The sequence below is a fragment of the Nitrosopumilus sp. K4 genome, assembly GCF_018128925.1.
GTDB lineage: Archaea > Thermoproteota > Nitrososphaeria > Nitrososphaerales > Nitrosopumilaceae > HKST03.
This window is the reverse complement of record NZ_CP067007.1, coordinates 1,087,239-1,103,577: the sequence shown is the minus strand read 5'-3', so window position 1 is coordinate 1,103,577 and position 16,339 is coordinate 1,087,239. Positions and strand designations below refer to the sequence as shown.

The following is a 16,339-nucleotide window of genomic DNA, read 5'->3' as shown; positions in this document are numbered from 1 at the left end:
TCCATATTTATTTTTCAATCTCGACAAAGATAAATTCTTTTTTTTGATTTGATTATTGTAATCTATTGTTTGAGTAATCTATGATGGAATATTTAGAGCGTTGTGCTGCGAGTTCTACTATGCATATTCATGATTTTAACAATAAAACTCCCAAAAGCATGCTTAATCCTACAAAAATAGTGATTGCAACTATCATGTGGTTTCGTGCTTTTTCCTTCTCGTAAAACTTTCTGGGTGAAATTCCGTCCATAAAAAATACCACCATCATTCCAAGAACCAGTCCTATGATGTTTGCAGCAGTCAGAGTCAACGCACTGGAAAAAATATCCAAATCCCAAAGTGCAATTCCGATGCCTGCAACAGTTGCTGGTGGAACCAACGCTGCAGCTATTGCAACTCCTACGAGAATCCCGGGAATGTCTGTAGACATTGCAATCCCACCTGCCAAACCCAATGCTATTGCCACACCCAGAAAAACAGGTGATATTACGGTTCTGGATAATATCTCATCGGTGAGGGGCAAGTCTGCAAACTGCAATGCGATAATTGTAATTAGTGCACCTGTACCGATAACTGCTACTAATAAAATCATGCCAGAGACTAACGCCTTTAACATCTTGTTTGTTTTACCTACTGCCGTATTGAAAGAGAAAGCAGAGATTGGACCTAACAGTGGTGAAATCAACATGGCCCCAATAACCAAAGAGGCATTGTTTGCAAACAAACCTACTACTGAAACTCCTGCAGCTATGACGATCATGAAGAGGAGATTTTTGTTAAAATCCACATTTGGATCTATCAGTGATTGATACTCTTCAAGTAATTTCTTCTTCTTTACCTTGATTTCTTTCTCAGAATATTCTTTTTCTAAATTTGTAAGATAGTCTGATAGTGTTGCCTCTATGATTTGGCTTGTTACGTACAGTTCTTTTTTTCTAGAATCAATTATTTTGTTTAACTCATTTGTAATTGAACTTGATATTGAATCGGGGGCAACTCCTATGTATCTTAACAGTTTCTGATCATCTGAAATTGCAAGCTCCATATGAAAGGGAATTTTGTATTTTTTGAAAATATACTCCGCACTTGCCCCTTGTTGTTCATAACACACAATCTCTATTCTACGCAAACTGTTGCTTTCCTCCTCTCTGAAATAATACTCTTTTGCAGAACTTCATGCTGTATTTGAGGTTCAGTAATTTGCCTTTCTGGTTTTGAATGTTTTATTTTATGATTAGAAGGGGGCATTTCAAACCTTTTGTGAGATAGTTTGCCATGCTCTCATGGTATTTTATATCTGATTTACTTAGTTGTGTCTGGCCTACGATTACAATGTCCATTTTGTTTTTTTGAGCATACTCAACGATGGTTTCAGGAGCAAAAGACGACTTTAAAATTACATGTTTTATTGGTCTTATCTCCTTAATCTTGGATTCTATTTTTCTTAATTCGTTGTCGATGATCTTTTTTTGTTCTATGAATTTTTCATTTTTCCCTTTTTTAAAAAATGACAGAATTGACTGGTTTTCAACACATGTGATTAATGTAATTTTCCCATCGACTTTTTTTGCAAAATCAACAGCTGCCTTTAGTCCTTTTTCAGCACCAAAAGTTGCATTGTATGGTACCAAAATCTGCTCAAAATCAAATCTTTCATTCATGATTTCAAATACCTTGTCATGAATTTAAACTAGATATTAAAATCAAAAATTCAATTTATTGGAAAAATCTAACCCTCTCTTATTTTTCAAATTTGTGAATTGCTTTGGTTTCTTATAATGTTCATTTGTTGCTTATGATTTTTGTTCTTGAATAATTTTTGCTTGTTTTGTTCTAACCTTGAGTGTATGAGAATTGTTTATGCAGGTGTGTAGTCTTTTGCCTGGCCTGCAAGTGATCTTGCCTGAGAGTCTGCCTTTTGCAATATCTGCTCTTTTGTTTCATCTGTCATGAATCCAGACTCTACTGATACAGAGCGTGCTGCTTGTGCTGCCTTTGCCAAGATTTGTGAGATGTTATCTGGTGTGACATATGCTGCCTCAATTGATAATGAGACTGCCTCTTGGTGTGCCTGTGCAAACTCGTTTGCAATCTTTTCAACATCGATGACCATCTCTTCTTGAGCATACTTGAGACCGTCCTCAAGTGCAGTGTATAGTGAAATTCCTGCCTCTACGGGCTTGATGTCTAATTTACCTAAAATTGATGCTAGCTTCTCATTGATTGCCTCTCCTTTCTTTACTGGAGTGGTGTCTTTTGCAATCCAGATTGTACCTTGGTCAATCTTTGTTGGAATGCCTGCTTCCTTGAATTCTGTAAGCATTGGTCCTGGGGCAATTCCTGTGTTCTTTGCTGGAACTACAATGTCAAAACTTGCAGTGTCTCCGCCTCTTGCTGCCATCATGATCTTGTTTTTGGCAAGCAATACGTTTAGCTTGAATGGTGACATGTTTGTAAACAAGAAAAGCAATTGTCCTTTTAGCTCATCTGTAATGTCTTTGATTCCTGGAACATCAAGTGTCTCCAGTGCTTTTTTTGCAATCTTGTCTTTGATGCTAAAAAACAATACGTCGTCTTTGAGCGTTTTTCTTAGTGGAAGAATCTGAGTTGATCTGACTTTGGTCATTTTTACAACAGCTAGAACTTTGTACTTTTTTGGAAGCTCTTGTAATTGCTGATACATCTGGGCTTTCTTTTTTGGATATTCTGTTCTGTTCTCATGCATGTTTCTTCTTGACCTCTTCTACTTGCTTGATTACTTTGCCCATTGTCGTTTTGATCATGACTCTTTTGATGTTTTTCTCGCCGTTTGGAAGCTTGTTTTTGATTGCATTGAGAACTGCATTTGCATTGATTGCCAAATCTGAATCTTCCATTGACTCGTCTCCGATCTTTACAGAACATGAGAGTGTTGCTCTTGCTCTGACTTTGATTGATGATCTAAATCTTGAAAGGAATGAATCAATTGGTGCGTTAAATGGAACTGGTGTTGGCATCTTTCCTCTAGGGCCCAAAAGCTGACCTAGTGTCTTACCAACTACTGGCATAACTTGTGTGTCTGCCAAAAAGAAATCATATTTGTTAATGAATTTTCTAGATGCTCTTTTGTCTGATGCAAATTTATCAAGTTCATCTGTTCCAATGACTGCATCTGCATTTGCTTGTTTTGCCTTTTGTCCCATCTCACCTGTTGCCATTACGCAAACAGTAGCCGGTGAACTAGTCTTTGGAAGCTGAACTACTTCATTGAGGGCAAAGCCTTTCTTGACATCGATATCCTTGAAGACTGTAATCAATTCAATTGACTGTTTGAACTTTCGTTGCTTTGTAGCCTCCTTGGCAGCTTTTATCATGTCTACGAGCTGAACCTCAGTAATCATTACGAACAATTTTCGAGAAAGCCTACTTAAAATCGTTTAGAGATCGACGACTGTGATTTTGATTTAATTTTAAAAAATTACATGTTTTGATGCAAATTTTTATAATTCCCTGCCTATTTTTGGTCTAAATCTACATTTATTAAATCGCAGACATGATTTTTCATCGCATTGCATCGTTTTGATGATTTGGATATGAAATTACTTTTTGAATTGACAAAAGACGGCTCAATTTCTGTCCCTACCCTGTCAAAAAAACTGGGAATCAACGCATCTGTTCTGTATAGCAGAATCAAGAGACTGATGAAAAAGAAGCTTATCAAAAAATTCACCATTGTGATTGATGATTCTTTGTTGGGCATTACTGTAAAGGCCTCAGTTGGAATAAACCGTGATCCAAAGTCAAAAGAGGTAATCTACAAAAAACTCATGGATACTCCTGAGGTAGTTTCAATATCTGAGGTCACTGGAAGATTTGATATGATGATAAAGATATTCACTGAGAATCTGGAGACTTTGCATGAAATTGTAATTGAAAAGATTGGAAAAATTGAAGGAATCCAAAATACAGAGACCTTTGTCGAATTGCAAAGAACCGACAAAGACCCCGTATATCTGACCAAAAAACAATAAGGGATTTTTTGGCAGAAATGCCTTTATGGTGTCTGCCAAACCCCTAGCATGTCATTTATTTTTCAAGTGACATGTTAATTGGAGTGGGTCTTGAAATTGTGTTTGCAACTGGTGAGACTTTTTTTGCAATCTCGACTAGTTCCTCAAGTTCTTTCTCTGTTGCATCTGCCTTGATCTTAAAGGAGATGTTTATGCCCCTGTATCCTGGGTTGACATTTTCATCTATTTGAAACAGTCCTTGAAGATCAATGTCTCCTTCAAGTTTTGACTCTATGGAGTGAATCTTGATTCCTTTTGCAGCAGCATGGCACACTATGCTAGTTGTCACACATCCTGCCAGTCCTGCTAGGAGGTATTCCACTGGGTTTGCACCTTTGTCTGTTCCCAGCAATGATTCTGGCTCGTCTTTTACAAAGACATGCGGTTTTTTCCTTGAAAATGTCTTACATGCACCGTAGAAATCATTTACAGTAGTGTGGTTTTCTGTCCCGCCAATCCACTTGTTTGTTGCACGGAAATTGTATTTTCCAACCTCTGGCTTTTCCTTGATTGTCTCTATTGTTTCAAAAAGACCTGTGACATTTACCCCGTTTACGATTTTTTCTGTAACTTGTGCCATCTTTTTCACCTCATGCTACTCCTAGATGCTGTCTTGCTCTGATTTCTGCACTAAGGCCAGTTATCAGACTGGCAAGAATTCTTGCATCCTTGTTTTGAGAATCTTCCATCGAATAAAATGCCGACTTCCATTCTATGATTTTTTTACCTGGTAGGGCTGTGTTCATAGAAGTGGTACCATGGTACCATAATATAAGTATTAGTAAAACGGTACCGCGGTACCATTAGATTATATACTAGGCACGTTCAATGTACTTGTGGGAAAAGATCTACACATCAGAGACATTGATGAAAAGGAACATTCTGATCTGACAAAGATTGCCGATGATATGGGGGTGTCAATCAACTCTATTGTCAAAGACGCAATTGACAAGTGGCTATTGCAAAAATCACAAATTCCAAAAAAACACATTCTCTTGATTTATGATGATGACAAGGCAGTAGTCAACCTGCTAAAGTCAGTTGACAAGATTGCACAGGAACAAGGATGGTTCAGAGCATTTTGTTCTTCACCTGATCATGTTTCTAAAAAGTCACTACCAAAACTTGGATGGTTTGATGGAACCGTACTGCCTTTTGCACCTGAAAAAAACCCAATAAAGTATTGTACCCAGATAGGTGAAAAAATTGCCAAAGCATCAAAACAGAAACCGTTGTTTGCAATTGATTTTGTCTTGGCTGATGTTGCATCCTCATCAATTGATGATGCACTAAAGATAGAGCGGGCATATGACAAGGATCCACTTCCTGGAATATTCTTCTGTCCTTACAAAGCCGAAGACGTAATGTCTTCTTCAGTCAAGGATGCAATGGAGCTGTTTTTGATGCATGATCCGTTTTACATTCTAAAAGAAAATGAACTGTACAAGTTCCATGTTACAAAAGAGAGTCCTCACAAGCTTTTCTTAGACTAGGTTGTTTTTGCAGTATCGTTTACTAGATGCTTTTCTTGCTCTTGGATTACATTTAGCGTCATACTTGTTCTGATGTTGGGCAAAGTTCTGATTGCCTTGGTAATTACATGGTCTAATGTTTTTTCATCTTGGGTCTCTACCTTACATATTACATCATAATATCCGAAAACAACATCTGCTTCTTTTACTTCTGGAATGTGACTGAGGTTTTTTAGTGTGGAGTATTCCTGGCCTTTCTCACAGTACATTACAACATAGGCCTTTGCACTGTTTTGTCCAAGCATGCTTCCTATGAATTTCTCAGATGCCTCAAACAATTCCCCTGATTCTGAGCGTGTTAGGGTCATTGTTGTGTGTATTTTGGGCATTTTACGGATAACTCCCGTGACTGTTTTTTGAATTTCTTCCTCAGATGGTGATTCAATTTGGGCAACAATGTCGTACAGACCCAATGTTCCGTGAGCATCTCGTATGCCCTTGATTTTCTTTAGTGATGAAATTACCTCGCTTTCAGAACCTACGTCACAGCACATCATGACATAAGCTTTGGCCATATGCTATCTCACCTGCTTTTCGCGTTTTGGTTTTGAATGAGCCTTTATCATATGCTTTTTTGTTCTCTCTGGATTTGGAAACTCCATGTCGCAAATTTTGCATTTGTTTGAAAATTCTTGTTCTTTTTTGAAGATGTTCTTTGTCAAGCTCTTCTTTATTGATAGCCTTGCTTTCATACATCCCTAAGCAATTTCAGATTATAAGCAGTTGCTTAACATTGTTAATGCCCATAACTGTAATAATAGTAAAATATCATAATTTCAAGTATTATTATTGGCAGTTTCCAAAAAATATAGAGATAGAATCTATATCATAAAAGACATTATTCTTACTCTTTCTGAATACGGTGAACTTAACCAGACTGCCTTGTTTAGTTTTTGTGGATTAAACATATCAAAACACAAAGCTATCTTAGATAACCTAGAAGAAAATGAAATGATCCAGAGAATAGAGAAAATAGATGGAAAAAGAACAATTACTATCTTCAAGGTTACAAACAAAGGAATGGATTTCTGCCATGAGATACTGGAGCCATATGAAAAACTATTCCCACGTGATGGAAAACGAGGACCTTCGCTAAATCTTGGATGTCTATTCTTCGTCTAGATGAAATTTTGATGAAATGTCTTTGTCAAGATCTTCTTTTCTCTTGATGTAGTTGTAATACCTCTTATTCCAAGAGCTAAGGGATTTGAATTGCTGGAGTCCTGTAACAAGCCAAACACCTGATGTAACCAAAACCACTGTTAGAAGAACTATGAGCAATGATGCAAACTCGTATTCGTTTTCAACTATATGATAGAATCTTGGGTGGGTGATAAGGTAAATTGAAATTCCTATTGCCAAGGGTGCCAAAATAAGCGCAGACAGTGAAACCCCCAGCATGACTCCTTTAAGGTGCTGAATCTTTTCAATGAAAAGATCCATGGAGCTTAGAATGTCTCTGCCAATATCAGACATGAAGTTTTACCTCCGATTCTAAATCTTGAAAGCACATCAGTTTCATCTTTTTTCCTTCTCTGATTTGGTATTTATCCGGTACTTAACATTGTTAATGGTTTTACTCTGCATGTTTTCTGTTCCTTGATTTAGTTCTAAGACGTACGCCACAACATGGACAATGACGATTATCTGTCTCTAAAAAAACAGAACACAATGTACAGCGTTTTTGCCCATTCTCATATTTTACATTTGTAGATAATCGCCTTGTTTTATGATATTCACAAACTCCGTGACAAGTAAATGTCATGATTATGAAAATTTCCTCCTTCCTATCTGGGATTTCTCCAATCTCCACCAGTCTTCATTTTTTTTATCTGCAAGATTCTCATCTTCTTTCTCCTCTTTCTTCTTCTTCATGAGATCAGACCCGTTGAATTTCTAATAAAACTAAATGAACATTGTTAAGTTTCTCCTAAATACCAAAAATACTCTGATTACGTAATGCAGAAGCAATCTACTCCAATAGGAAATATGGATACACATCTTACGTTTTCAAGTCATCCTAGGTTTCATTTTCTGCCAATAGACGCTTGGCATATTTCCTTTGCTTCTGCATTAATTGAATTGCCACTGAAACTTTAGTTAACAATGTTAACTGAACTATATTAGCCGGAATTTGGGAAAAAAATTAGACTTGATAAAATTACGTTGCAATGACTATGGTTTTGAGTGTGACTTTGAAGCAGAAGGTGAAGTTGACCAAGTCATTCAAGATTTTGGCAAACACACCGAAGATGAACATGGAATTGAATATCAAAGAGAAGCTCTAATGCAGTTTATTCTGCGAAAGACCCAGTAACTTAATCTTGTTGGCGAAATGACCACTTGATCTCTTCTTTATTGCTTACAAATTCTTCAGGATGTGCTTTGCTGTGGCTATCCTTGATGTGTAACGTATAATCTAAAAGTGAGGAAAAGTCCTGCTTGCAAACTGGACATGTTTTGGAAAATGCCATGATTGTACTTGGAAATTACTTGTATTAGAAGTACCTTAACAATGTTAATTATTCTATATATCCACTAAATGCATTTTTTTTACGTGAACAAAAAACGCAAAAAAACTTCCAAATATTCTAAAGGAAATGTTATTTCTATTGGTGTGGTGTTTTGTGTCTTTGTCTTGATAGGCTTTTTTGCGTTAAAATCATTTAGTCCCGTCAATTCAGAGGGGCTTGTGTTTGCACCATCTACTAACATATCTCTAAAGGCAGTAAAATCATCTCAAGGGAATTATCACTATCAAACTACCAGGGGAGGAAAGTCTCTTCCGTTCTCTGAAGGCCTGTCTCCTGAACTTACTGCAGCTAAAGGAAACCTTGTCCAGATTCATCTTATCAATGAGGAGAAAAATTTACCAAACAAACTCTCCAAACACAATCTAAACATCGATGCATTCAATGTACACACAAAAGATCTGAGCTATTTCCAGTCTGACTCGATAATTTTTTTGGCAAACCAAACTGGTACTTTTGATTACTATTGTTCCATTCATCCTGACATGAAGGGAATCATAACCATTGTAGAGTAGTTATAAAATTGAGAAAAGATTGAAAATTCTATTGGAATTTTTCGTCCCACTTGCCTTCGTTTACCTCGGCAGTGATCTCTTTTGGAGTCTTTCCTTCTACTTTGACTCCAAGTGCAAGACAGGTTCCAATGATTGTCTTTGCAACTGACTTTAGTGATGTTGCATATGATTTTTCTAGTTTGGTGTTTGCTACTTTGACTATTGCATCCATTGATACATCTCCTGCCCACTCTGTACCGGAAGCGCCAGAGCCTTTCTGGATTCCAGCCTCCTTCATGATTAGTGCAGCAGCTGATGGGATACCAATCTCGATTTCATATTTCTTGGTATCGCTATCTACAATTACTGTAACTGGAACTTTCATTCCCTCAAAGTCTTTTGTCTTGTCATTGATTGCGTTGATTACTTCCATGATGTTGACGCCAAGAGGACCTAGTGCTGGACCCAAAGGTGGACCTGCAGATGCTGCTCCTCCTGTTACCAATGATGAAATTTTTTGTTCTCCCATGTTGATTCGTCTCTATATGAAAAATTTAATCCTTCCTAAGCCTCAGTTGATAGTTTGAGATAGTTTGCATCTACTGTGACTGGCAATTGGTATGATGCATCCAAAAGAACAACTGTTGCTTCTTCTTTTTCTGCATCAATTCTGGTGATTGTGGCTTTCATTCCCTTAAATGGACCGCCTGTGATTTCTACTACGTTATCTACTGCTAATTGTGATACTGTGGATTTCTTTATTAGGTATCCTTCAATGTCTTTGAATTCTAACTCTCCTCGTAGTTGACCGCGAATGTGTCTGACTCCTTCTACTGCCATGTATGCAGCGCTTGGATCGATTGCCTCAATTACTACATATCCTTTGAGATTATCTACAAGTAAAACTGATTGAATGTTAAGCTGACCGGCATTTGCCTTTTGTTCTAATAGTCTCATGACTACTTTCTCTTGACCTCCTGTGGTTCTTATTGCAAATAGATGTGATTTTACTTCTTCAGACAATTTTTACCTACCAAATGTAATTACCGAAAAGACAAACTGGATAGTAAATCCTATAGCTCCTACTCCTGCTATACCTAACAGTACCAATCTAAGATGTTGTTGATATTCATCTTTGTCTGGCTTTTTTGCCATCTTTAAGGTATTGGCCATGTTCTTCAAAGTCTGTCTTGGGTTCATTGCTCAAAATTAATAGGGTGTCCTTATATCTCTTATCTCATGGATCTGCTAGTTGCTTATCGTGATGACCCTGCTGGGTACAACATGGCAAAGTTCCTTTCTGAAAAAATGAAAAAAGACGGTGATATTTACCGTGGAGAAAACTATGACCTGATAATAATTCCGACTCCTGCAATATCTGCAGATTGGTTAGAAGAGAAATATGATTATGATGGATTTGTCTTTCTCTCAAAACATGCAGCTGAATCTGGTGTCTTGGCATTAACATGCCACAGTACCGGAAATTTTGCAGATGCAAAGTTTGGCGGAAACAAAAGACAACTGGCAATACCTTATCCTGATCTACAAAAGGCATACCTCCAAAAATTATATGAAAACAAAGAACAGTTCTCTGAATTTGATATTACTATAGAGGCAACACATCACGGGCCTACTGCCCTGAAAAAGCCTTGCATCTTCATTGAGATTGGAACTACTGAAAAACAGTGGACCGATGAGTCATTATGTGTGTCTGTTGCAAAATTGGTAGATGATGTAATGCAGACAAAATTGGAATCAAATCCTGTTGCAATCTGCTTTGGCGGAACCCACTATCCAGAAAAATTCACAAAAGAATTACTGCATGGAAAACATGCACTTGGAACTGTAATGCCAAAACATGCACTTGACAGTCTCGATGATGAGTTATTCTCGCATATCTTAGGGCAAAACAAAACGGCAACTGTCGCACTGCTTGATTGGGCAGGGCTTGGACCAAACAAACAGAAAGTTCTTGATCTTTTAGAAAAAACAGATCTTGAGGTAATCAAGCTTTGAGTGTTGACAAAGAAATTTTCAAAAAACTGTGCCAGGTTCCAAAAGGCAAAGTTACAACTTATGGTGAGCTTGCAAAGGCCGTTGGAATGAAAAATGGACAACGTGCAGTCGGAAAAATTATGAACAAGAATCCCTACCCTGTGATCATTCCTTGTCACCGTGTTGTAAAGTCTGATGGCCAAGTCGGTGGATATGCATATGGCCAGAAAATAAAATCAAATATGTTGTCTCAAGAAGGAATCAAAATCAAAGATGGTAAAATCTTAGACTGGGAAGATAGAGTTTATCGATTTTAATTCTGCAGAAAATTATTAGAGATTTTTCTACTTGTTTCTCTTTTCTTTAATCTCATCCATTAATTGCCTGAGGTGGGCCTTGTTTCTGACTGTGTTACCACCTACTTTCTTGTAGAGAGACCAAAATTCTGGGTTTGTCAAGTCCTTTCTGTCTTTTGCAATCTTTAAGAGTCTTCTAAGTGAGCGAACCTTTGCAACATAGACTTCCTTTTTGCCTTCTCTTGCACCTTTTCGTCCTTGCTTGGAACCTTGTTTTGTTCCTCTTTTGTTCCTCTGGGCTTTCTTTGTGTTTGAACGGCCTTTAGAAGTTCCAACAATTGGCTTGAACTTGATTGTGTTTGCAGTGATTAGGCTTCTGATGTTTTCTCTAGTGATTGCATCTGCAATATCATCTAGATGATCAGAATCAAATTTAATTCTGTGAACGCCTACTCCTGTAACTCGTGAGACGAGTCTTTTTTTAGCTTTAAGATTTACTACCACTTGCACTCACTCTTGCATTGAAAATTTTGAACTTGTTTTCGACTGCCTTTGCAACAATCTCTTTTCTCTTTTTAGTACCAACACTATGACCAAATCTGATTCCGTCTTTCTTTGGATCTAGTTTCTCTAAATCACTTAATGAATAAACTAAGTTATCTGTAAATCCTGATGGGTGCAGTCCTCTTGCTTCTTTTGGTCCTCCGTATCCTACTTTGACGAGTCCGGGACGACCTCTGCTCTTTTGTTTTCTCTGATGATTATCGATACCTTTTGGTTTTCTCCATGTTGTTTGGAGTCTAACATAACGCCAGCTCTCTTGTCTGATAAATTCTGGGTTGTGTTCTTTAGCTTCTTTTCTCTTTGCTAGCTTTTCTTTGTTGATCGGCATCAAATTCACTCTTGAAATTTTACATAAATACGTTCCTAGAGAAAAAATTTCTAATCTCTGGCAAAGAGATAATAAGGAAAATCAAGGCGGATCGAAATATCTCATGACTGCATTTGGGATTTATCAATACACAATTGGAGGATTTTCTGTATGACTCAAGTGGTAGGCACATCTACTACTGAGAAATTTGCCTCTCAACTCAAAGACTTTGGAATAAACCCATCAAAAATCCACAGAAACTTGAGCGTCGATGAGATGGTCAAACTAGCAGTTGAGAGAAAAGAAGGAGTCATAAACTCTACAGGTTCGCTTTCTGTAAATACCGGAAAGTATACTGGCCGTTCTCCTGATGATAGATTCATCGTATATGACGACAAGACCCATGATACAATAGACTGGGGAAAGGTTAATCACCAATTTCCATCTGGCAAGTTTGAGAAATTGCTTGAAAAGATGAAGGCATTTGTAGAAAACAAGGAACTCTTTGTCTTTGATGGCTTTGTAGGAGCTGACAAGAATAATCGCTTACCAATTAGAGTTATCAATGATCATGTTTGGCAAAACCTATTTGCAAGAAATCTGTTTATTCGTCCCACACAAGATGAGCTAGAAAACCACGAGCCAGAATTTACTGTAATGTGCATTAATGACTTTGAAGCAGTTCCTAGCGAAGATGGAACCTCATCTGATGTTTTCATCCTTATTGACTTGACAAGAAAAATTGTCTTGATTGGCGGAACACAATATGCAGGTGAAATGAAAAAGTCAATGTTTGGAGTAATGAACTTCATTTTGCCTGATAAGGGAATATTTCCGATGCACTGCTCTGCAAACATCGGCAAAGACGGCGACACTGCATTGTTCTTTGGATTGTCCGGTACTGGAAAGACAACTCTTTCAGCAGATCCTAACAGACAATTGATTGGTGATGATGAGCATGGTTGGTCTGATGATGGAACTTTTAACTTTGAAGGTGGATGTTATGCAAAATGTATCAACCTTAGCCAAGAGGCAGAACCAGAAATCTGGAACGCAATCAAACCCGGTGCCGTATTAGAAAATGTTGTACTAAATGATAACAAACCTGATTATGATGATAACACCATTACAGAAAACACACGTGTTGCATATCCTCTTGACTTTATTCCTGGTGCTGTGATTCCAAGTGTTGGTGGACATCCAAAAGTAATTGTCTTTTTGACTGCCGATGCATTGGGAGTCTTGCCACCTATCTCTAGATTGACAAAAGAAGGTGCAATGTTTCATTTCATGTCTGGATATACAAGCAAACTAGCTGGAACAGAGCGTGGGATCAAGGAACCAAAATCAGTTTTCTCTGAGTGTTTTGGAGCACCATTCATGCCTAGACCTGCATCCGTTTATGCCAAGTTGCTTGGTGAAAAAATCAACAAACACAACACTGTGGTTTATCTTGTAAACACCGGTTGGTCTGGTGGCCCATACGGGGTGGGAAAGAGAATCAAGATAAAGTACAGCAGGGCAATGGTAACTGCAGCACTAACTGGTGCACTAGACATTGTAAAGTATGAGCACAATGATTTGTTTAACTTGGATATCCCAACTGAAGTACCCGATGTGCCTTCAGAGGTTTTGGATCCAAAAAACACATGGATTGATAAAGATGCCTATGACTTGTCTGCAAAGAAACTTGCACAGATGTTCATTGAGAACTTTAAGAAGTTTGACGATGTGAATCCTGAAATCACTCAAGCAGGTCCTAAACTTCCACAATAGACTTTCTTCTAATAGCTAATCCTACAACCCCTACAATTGCAACAATCACTGCAATGATTCCAACTTGTTTTTGAGGAATTTTAAAAAGTTCAAACTGTTGTTTTTCATTTGTAACTGAATTTACTTGAATTACATTAAACGCATCAAATGTTTCACCGTTTACTCTGATTTTTGCATCGACCCAATATTCCGCATTCTCAAACACATCAATTAATGCATCTCTTGTTGGTGTTGCAGTTGTCACATCGATACGTCCATCTCTGCTGTTTGTAATTGAAATCTTTGCAAAGTTCCATTCTTCTGGATGGTACACATCAAAACTCAACTTGCCGTCCTGCTGAGTTACAGAAACAGAACCCAAAGTGTAATGCATCAAAAATGGAACAACATATGTAATTCCATTATGTTTGATTATCATTTTTCCTTCATGGTCTCCGTACTCTTCTCCATTTACGTTGAGTTTTGCCTGCAAGGTGTTTCCTTCAATCACATGTGCAAACTGGATAAATTCTGGTCCCTCAAATGCCACATCTATTTTATCAAATATTGTGTCTGATCCCCCAAGCAACTTTAGATCAAACTCTTGCTTTGCAGTAGGGTTGTCTGATGATACATTTACCACAAAATTTGGTGGCAAAATAACCAAGTCTGCCTCAAAGGCCTTTGCTATGTTTAGCCTGCCTGAGCCTGCATCACTAAGGGAGAACTGCTTCCCATATGCATCTGAAACAGGCTCTGATGTGGTCATTAAAAGCGACCTTATCTCATGATGATGGATTTGCGGATTCTTTTCTAAAAGTAATGCAGCTGCTCCGCTAACATGTGGTGCTGCGTAGCTAGTACCGCTTGTAAAGTTGTAAGCAGAATTGCTTTGTGTAGTGTTAATGTATGCCCCCGGAGCTACCATGTCGGGCTTTATGAAAAATGGCGATACTGGCCCCCTTGAGCTAAAATGAGCAACAAAGTCTGGATTGTAAAACAAGTGAAGGCTGGCATCTTTGTCTTTTGATTCTTTGATTTCTAGTCCGTCATCTCTGTCAATTGATACTACTGGAATTCTTGGTGTGTATCCTGGTTTTGTAAAGTTATGAGTTAATTCGCCAAGAAAGATTCCTGGTTCGTTGTTGTACACAATCATTGCTTTTGCCCCTGCGTTTGCAGCATTTTCTTCTTTAATTGAAAAATACAACAACTCTCCTTTGACGTCGCTTCCTCTTTCTACCAACAAGATGGAATCCTTTACGTCTTTGTCTTTGAGGTCTGATTCTTTTCCGTATCCTCCGAAGATTATCTTTCCCTGGACAGGATCATCAAGTTTTGTGGATCCCACCATTGGAATTACAGTGTATGGTTTTTCTCCAACATCAAGTGTCGCAACCAAACTTGATGTCAAGTTGTTGTATGTTGCCCCAACAGTTACAGAACCTAAAGTTTTTCCTGGACTTCCAATTGTTTTGTATGATGGTCCATCGTTTCCTGCAGCAGCTACTACAAAAATCTCTCTATCTAAAGCCCTACTTACTGCACTGTCAATACTTGCATTTGTTTTATTGACTCCTAAACTTATGTTGATTATGTCTGCGCCATCTTCAATTGCCATATCTATTGCCTGTATGATCAAATCCGAAGACACTCCTTCTCCGTCTTCTGAAACCTTGTAAGCTAGAATCTTTGCCTTTGGTGCAACTCCTTTCACTTTTCCATCTGCTGCAATTATTCCTGCAACCTGGGTACCGTGACCGTTTGTGTCCAACGGCAGCTGATCTTCGTTGATAAAGTTGTATCCTCCAATCACTTTGCCATCAGGGCCCCATCCTAAAAGATCAGGATGGTTAAAGTCTACGCCTGTATCAATCACTGCAATCTTTACTCCTTCTCCGAATATTCCTTGGTTTCTTGGAATCTCTGTTCCGACAAATGGGACGCTCTTGTCAAGATAAACTCCAATATGTTCTGATTCTAAAAATTGTGAAACAAGTAAAATTGATGAAACCAGTATGATTAAAGAAAAAATTACAACTTGTTTCATGATTTGTGAAATATTTCAGCAAGTAAAAACCAATTGTCTAGTAAAGCAATAAATGGCATAAACACACTGTTGCTTTTATGGGAAAATACACACTTCCTGAAATGCCCTATGCTTATGATGCACTAGAGCCTCACATTGATGCAAAAACAATGGAGATTCATCACACAAAGCATCATCAAACATACACTGACAAACTAAATGCAGCTCTTGAGAGTTGTCCTGCAGAAATTCAAGATAAGGATATTGTAGATATCTTGTCTGATATCAATTCTGTGCCGGAAGCTCAAAGAGGTGCAATCAACTTCAACGGTGGTGGATTTGATAACCATAGGCTATTTTGGAACAACATGAAACCAAATGGAGGTGGAGAGCCAGGAGGATCAATTGCTGATGCAATTAATGCATCCTTTGGAAGCTTTTCAGACTTCAAGGAGAAGTTCTCATCAAGTTCTGCAGTTATTCAAGGCAGTGGTTGGGGATGGTTAGTATACAATCCTTCTTCAGGAAAGGTTGAGTACAAAGCTATGCCAAATCAGACTAGCCCAAGAACTGAAGGATTGATTCCGTTACTTGGTTGTGATGTTTGGGAACATGCATACTATCTCAAATATCAAAACAAGAGACCAGACTACATTTCAAATTGGTGGAATGTGGTAAACTGGGATGAGGTAGAATCAAGATTCTCCAAAGCAAAATAAAGATCAAACCTTTATTTTTTTATTCACTTTTCATTTTGACTATTGATTTCACTAATCCCATGAATGAA

General features: G+C 37.9%; 25 protein-coding genes. 9 read left to right on the top strand and 16 right to left on the bottom strand.

Annotation, left to right across the window (positions count from 1 at the left end; genetic code table 11):
- Positions 1-127: 127 nt before the first annotated feature.
- From NsoK4_RS06710 to NsoK4_RS06695, 4 genes are all read right to left on the bottom strand, one after another.
- On the bottom strand, positions 128-1,129 hold the full coding sequence (locus NsoK4_RS06710; RefSeq protein ID WP_211686375.1) for a TIGR00341 family protein: 1,002 nt from the start codon (positions 1,127-1,129) through the stop codon (positions 128-130).
- Between the two features lie 94 nt (positions 1,130-1,223).
- Positions 1,224-1,661, bottom strand: coding sequence for a universal stress protein (locus tag NsoK4_RS06705; RefSeq protein ID WP_211686373.1), 438 nt, complete (start codon positions 1,659-1,661; stop codon positions 1,224-1,226).
- A gap of 197 nt (positions 1,662-1,858) precedes the next feature.
- Complete coding sequence (locus NsoK4_RS06700) at positions 1,859-2,725, bottom strand: 50S ribosomal protein L10 (RefSeq protein WP_211686371.1); 867 nt, start codon at positions 2,723-2,725, stop codon at positions 1,859-1,861.
- Positions 2,718-3,380 (bottom strand): 50S ribosomal protein L1, encoded by a 663-nt coding sequence (locus NsoK4_RS06695; RefSeq protein ID WP_211686369.1) that lies wholly within the window; start codon positions 3,378-3,380, stop codon positions 2,718-2,720. Before NsoK4_RS06695 ends, NsoK4_RS06700 begins: the two co-directional genes overlap by 8 nt.
- Positions 3,381-3,548: 168 nt before the next feature.
- Here NsoK4_RS06695 and NsoK4_RS06690 point away from each other — a divergent pair, with 168 nt between their 5' ends.
- A complete protein-coding gene (locus NsoK4_RS06690; protein ID WP_371815999.1) occupies positions 3,549-4,010 on the top strand; it encodes an Lrp/AsnC family transcriptional regulator in 462 nt (153 codons plus the stop codon).
- Positions 4,011-4,065: 55 nt separating this feature from the next.
- Here the strand turns inward: NsoK4_RS06690 and NsoK4_RS06685 are convergent, their stop codons facing one another.
- Positions 4,066-4,629: an OsmC family protein gene (locus tag NsoK4_RS06685; protein WP_211686367.1), complete on the bottom strand. Its 564-nt coding sequence runs from the start codon at positions 4,627-4,629 to the stop codon at positions 4,066-4,068.
- Between the two features lie 10 nt (positions 4,630-4,639).
- Positions 4,640-4,795, bottom strand: coding sequence for a hypothetical protein (locus NsoK4_RS06680; RefSeq protein WP_211686365.1), 156 nt, complete (start codon positions 4,793-4,795; stop codon positions 4,640-4,642).
- 90 nt (positions 4,796-4,885) lie between these two features.
- Here NsoK4_RS06680 and NsoK4_RS06675 point away from each other — a divergent pair, with 90 nt between their 5' ends.
- On the top strand, positions 4,886-5,542 hold the full coding sequence (locus NsoK4_RS06675) for a hypothetical protein (RefSeq protein WP_211686363.1): 657 nt from the start codon (positions 4,886-4,888) through the stop codon (positions 5,540-5,542).
- Here the strand turns inward: NsoK4_RS06675 and NsoK4_RS06670 are convergent.
- Entirely contained in the window at positions 5,539-6,096 is a 558-nt protein-coding gene (locus NsoK4_RS06670) for an Lrp/AsnC ligand binding domain-containing protein (RefSeq protein ID WP_211686361.1), read from the bottom strand. The genes NsoK4_RS06675 and NsoK4_RS06670 overlap by 4 nt on opposite strands.
- Positions 6,097-6,099: 3 nt before the next feature.
- Positions 6,100-6,273 carry a hypothetical protein gene (locus NsoK4_RS06665; RefSeq protein ID WP_211686359.1) on the bottom strand — a complete coding sequence of 58 codons (174 nt, stop codon included), beginning with the start codon at positions 6,271-6,273 and terminating at the stop codon, positions 6,100-6,102.
- A 97-nt stretch (positions 6,274-6,370) separates the two neighbouring features.
- Between NsoK4_RS06665 and NsoK4_RS06660 the strand changes: the two genes are divergently transcribed.
- Positions 6,371-6,703: a winged helix-turn-helix domain-containing protein gene (locus NsoK4_RS06660; RefSeq protein WP_211686357.1), complete on the top strand. Its 333-nt coding sequence runs from the start codon at positions 6,371-6,373 to the stop codon at positions 6,701-6,703.
- On the opposite strand, the gene NsoK4_RS06655 is transcribed toward NsoK4_RS06660, so the two are convergent.
- The gene (locus NsoK4_RS06655) at positions 6,689-7,057 is read right to left on the bottom strand and encodes a hypothetical protein (protein WP_249111024.1); all 369 of its coding nucleotides are present in this window, start codon (positions 7,055-7,057) and stop codon (positions 6,689-6,691) included. The genes NsoK4_RS06660 and NsoK4_RS06655 overlap by 15 nt on opposite strands.
- Before the next feature lie 676 nt (positions 7,058-7,733).
- Between NsoK4_RS06655 and NsoK4_RS06650 the strand changes: the two genes are divergently transcribed.
- The gene (locus NsoK4_RS06650) at positions 7,734-7,898 is read left to right on the top strand and encodes a DUF1059 domain-containing protein (protein ID WP_211686355.1); all 165 of its coding nucleotides are present in this window, start codon (positions 7,734-7,736) and stop codon (positions 7,896-7,898) included.
- A 1-nt stretch (position 7,899) separates the two neighbouring features.
- Here the strand turns inward: NsoK4_RS06650 and NsoK4_RS06645 are convergent, their stop codons facing one another.
- Entirely contained in the window at positions 7,900-8,055 is a 156-nt protein-coding gene (locus NsoK4_RS06645; RefSeq protein ID WP_211686353.1) for a hypothetical protein, read from the bottom strand.
- 83 nt (positions 8,056-8,138) lie between these two features.
- Here NsoK4_RS06645 and NsoK4_RS06640 point away from each other — a divergent pair, with 83 nt between their 5' ends.
- The gene (locus tag NsoK4_RS06640; protein ID WP_211686351.1) at positions 8,139-8,627 is read left to right on the top strand and encodes a cupredoxin domain-containing protein; all 489 of its coding nucleotides are present in this window, start codon (positions 8,139-8,141) and stop codon (positions 8,625-8,627) included.
- A gap of 28 nt (positions 8,628-8,655) precedes the next feature.
- On the opposite strand, the gene NsoK4_RS06635 is transcribed toward NsoK4_RS06640, so the two are convergent.
- Genes NsoK4_RS06635 through NsoK4_RS06625 form a run of 3 tightly spaced genes read right to left on the bottom strand, consistent with a single transcriptional unit; the run spans position 8,656 to position 9,806 of the window.
- Complete coding sequence (locus tag NsoK4_RS06635) at positions 8,656-9,135, bottom strand: 50S ribosomal protein L11 (protein ID WP_211686349.1); 480 nt, start codon at positions 9,133-9,135, stop codon at positions 8,656-8,658.
- Between the two features lie 35 nt (positions 9,136-9,170).
- A complete protein-coding gene (locus NsoK4_RS06630) occupies positions 9,171-9,629 on the bottom strand; it encodes a transcription elongation factor Spt5 (RefSeq protein WP_211686347.1) in 459 nt (152 codons plus the stop codon).
- A gap of 3 nt (positions 9,630-9,632) precedes the next feature.
- Positions 9,633-9,806, bottom strand: a complete 174-nt coding sequence (locus NsoK4_RS06625) for a protein translocase SEC61 complex subunit gamma (RefSeq protein WP_211686345.1) — start codon at positions 9,804-9,806, stop codon at positions 9,633-9,635.
- Between the two features lie 39 nt (positions 9,807-9,845).
- Between NsoK4_RS06625 and NsoK4_RS06620 the strand changes: the two genes are divergently transcribed.
- Positions 9,846-10,622: a D-aminoacyl-tRNA deacylase gene (locus NsoK4_RS06620; RefSeq protein ID WP_211686343.1), complete on the top strand. Its 777-nt coding sequence runs from the start codon at positions 9,846-9,848 to the stop codon at positions 10,620-10,622.
- Positions 10,619-10,918 carry an MGMT family protein gene (locus NsoK4_RS06615; RefSeq protein ID WP_211686341.1) on the top strand — a complete coding sequence of 100 codons (300 nt, stop codon included), beginning with the start codon at positions 10,619-10,621 and terminating at the stop codon, positions 10,916-10,918. The genes NsoK4_RS06620 and NsoK4_RS06615 overlap by 4 nt, the downstream gene beginning before the upstream one ends.
- A 27-nt stretch (positions 10,919-10,945) precedes the next feature.
- Here the strand turns inward: NsoK4_RS06615 and NsoK4_RS06610 are convergent, their stop codons facing one another.
- The gene (locus NsoK4_RS06610) at positions 10,946-11,401 is read right to left on the bottom strand and encodes a 50S ribosomal protein L19e (protein WP_211686339.1); all 456 of its coding nucleotides are present in this window, start codon (positions 11,399-11,401) and stop codon (positions 10,946-10,948) included.
- The gene (locus NsoK4_RS06605; protein ID WP_211686336.1) at positions 11,385-11,789 is read right to left on the bottom strand and encodes a 50S ribosomal protein L32e; all 405 of its coding nucleotides are present in this window, start codon (positions 11,787-11,789) and stop codon (positions 11,385-11,387) included. Before NsoK4_RS06605 ends, NsoK4_RS06610 begins: the two co-directional genes overlap by 17 nt.
- Positions 11,790-11,939: 150 nt before the next feature.
- Between NsoK4_RS06605 and pckA the strand changes: the two genes are divergently transcribed.
- On the top strand, positions 11,940-13,544 hold the full coding sequence (pckA, locus tag NsoK4_RS06600; RefSeq protein ID WP_211686334.1) for a phosphoenolpyruvate carboxykinase (ATP): 1,605 nt from the start codon (positions 11,940-11,942) through the stop codon (positions 13,542-13,544).
- On the opposite strand, the gene NsoK4_RS06595 is transcribed toward pckA, so the two are convergent.
- Positions 13,528-15,573, bottom strand: a complete 2,046-nt coding sequence (locus NsoK4_RS06595) for a S8 family serine peptidase (RefSeq protein WP_211686332.1) — start codon at positions 15,571-15,573, stop codon at positions 13,528-13,530. The two genes, pckA and NsoK4_RS06595, sit on opposite strands and share 17 nt — an antisense overlap.
- A gap of 77 nt (positions 15,574-15,650) precedes the next feature.
- Between NsoK4_RS06595 and NsoK4_RS06590 the strand changes: the two genes are divergently transcribed.
- Positions 15,651-16,271 carry a superoxide dismutase gene (locus NsoK4_RS06590; RefSeq protein WP_211686330.1) on the top strand — a complete coding sequence of 207 codons (621 nt, stop codon included), beginning with the start codon at positions 15,651-15,653 and terminating at the stop codon, positions 16,269-16,271.
- The last annotated feature ends 68 nt before the right edge of the window (positions 16,272-16,339 follow it).

What these genes read in the sequence shown, in the direction of transcription:
- NsoK4_RS06705 (WP_211686373.1), bottom strand. Translation starts at nt 1,661, where the DNA reads ATGAATGAAAGATTTGATTTTGAGCAGATTTTGGTACCATACAATGCA.
- NsoK4_RS06700 (WP_211686371.1), bottom strand. Translation starts at nt 2,725, where the DNA reads ATGCATGAGAACAGAACAGAATATCCAAAAAAGAAAGCCCAGATGTAT.
- NsoK4_RS06695 (WP_211686369.1), bottom strand. Translation starts at nt 3,380, where the DNA reads ATGATTACTGAGGTTCAGCTCGTAGACATGATAAAAGCTGCCAAGGAG.
- NsoK4_RS06685 (WP_211686367.1), bottom strand. Translation starts at nt 4,629, where the DNA reads ATGGCACAAGTTACAGAAAAAATCGTAAACGGGGTAAATGTCACAGGT.
- NsoK4_RS06680 (WP_211686365.1), bottom strand. Translation starts at nt 4,795, where the DNA reads ATGAACACAGCCCTACCAGGTAAAAAAATCATAGAATGGAAGTCGGCA.
- NsoK4_RS06670 (WP_211686361.1), bottom strand. Translation starts at nt 6,096, where the DNA reads ATGGCCAAAGCTTATGTCATGATGTGCTGTGACGTAGGTTCTGAAAGC.
- NsoK4_RS06665 (WP_211686359.1), bottom strand. Translation starts at nt 6,273, where the DNA reads ATGAAAGCAAGGCTATCAATAAAGAAGAGCTTGACAAAGAACATCTTC.
- NsoK4_RS06655 (WP_249111024.1), bottom strand. Translation starts at nt 7,057, where the DNA reads ATGTCTGATATTGGCAGAGACATTCTAAGCTCCATGGATCTTTTCATT.
- NsoK4_RS06645 (WP_211686353.1), bottom strand. Translation starts at nt 8,055, where the DNA reads ATGGCATTTTCCAAAACATGTCCAGTTTGCAAGCAGGACTTTTCCTCA.
- NsoK4_RS06635 (WP_211686349.1), bottom strand. Translation starts at nt 9,135, where the DNA reads ATGGGAGAACAAAAAATTTCATCATTGGTAACAGGAGGAGCAGCATCT.
- NsoK4_RS06625 (WP_211686345.1), bottom strand. Translation starts at nt 9,806, where the DNA reads ATGAACCCAAGACAGACTTTGAAGAACATGGCCAATACCTTAAAGATG.
- NsoK4_RS06620 (WP_211686343.1), top strand. Translation starts at nt 9,846, where the DNA reads ATGGATCTGCTAGTTGCTTATCGTGATGACCCTGCTGGGTACAACATG.
- NsoK4_RS06605 (WP_211686336.1), bottom strand. Translation starts at nt 11,789, where the DNA reads ATGCCGATCAACAAAGAAAAGCTAGCAAAGAGAAAAGAAGCTAAAGAA.
- pckA (WP_211686334.1), top strand. Translation starts at nt 11,940, where the DNA reads ATGACTCAAGTGGTAGGCACATCTACTACTGAGAAATTTGCCTCTCAA.
- NsoK4_RS06595 (WP_211686332.1), bottom strand. Translation starts at nt 15,573, where the DNA reads ATGAAACAAGTTGTAATTTTTTCTTTAATCATACTGGTTTCATCAATT.
- NsoK4_RS06590 (WP_211686330.1), top strand. Translation starts at nt 15,651, where the DNA reads ATGGGAAAATACACACTTCCTGAAATGCCCTATGCTTATGATGCACTA.